Below are 351 nucleotides of genomic sequence, written 5' to 3' on the forward strand. Positions count from 1 at the left end.
TCGACGTTCGATCAGCGCATGCGTCAATCCGGCCGCGAATAGTTGCCGCCGCAAGCGGAACATTTGAACGGCGAGATGGCAGGGGTCGAGACCAAGCATCCTGGCCAGATCATTGCGATCGGTCCAGCCACAGCTGCAGGTGTCGCGACCGGCTAGCACGTCGTCGATATTACGACGCACAAGAATCAGCAGCGCGTAGTGATGGATGCGCTCGCCGAGGTCGACAACACGCTTGCCGTCTTCCATGACGAGATGAACGTGTTCCTCGTCGCGGCTGACAGTGAATCGGAACAAAGGAAGCGCCGCGTCGTCGGCAAGGCATTGAACGGCGTCATCGACGAGAGAAAGTGA

1 pseudogene is annotated in these 351 nt (G+C 59.0%); it reads right to left on the reverse strand.

From position 1 onward, the window contains the following. A pseudogene (locus F2P45_RS34770) lies at positions 1-351 on the reverse strand (FHA domain-containing protein); the annotation flags it as partial.

Origin of the sequence: Massilia mucilaginosa (assembly GCF_011682145.1) — a bacterium.
GTDB classification, from domain to species: domain Bacteria; phylum Pseudomonadota; class Gammaproteobacteria; order Burkholderiales; family Burkholderiaceae_D; genus Telluria_A; species Telluria_A mucilaginosa.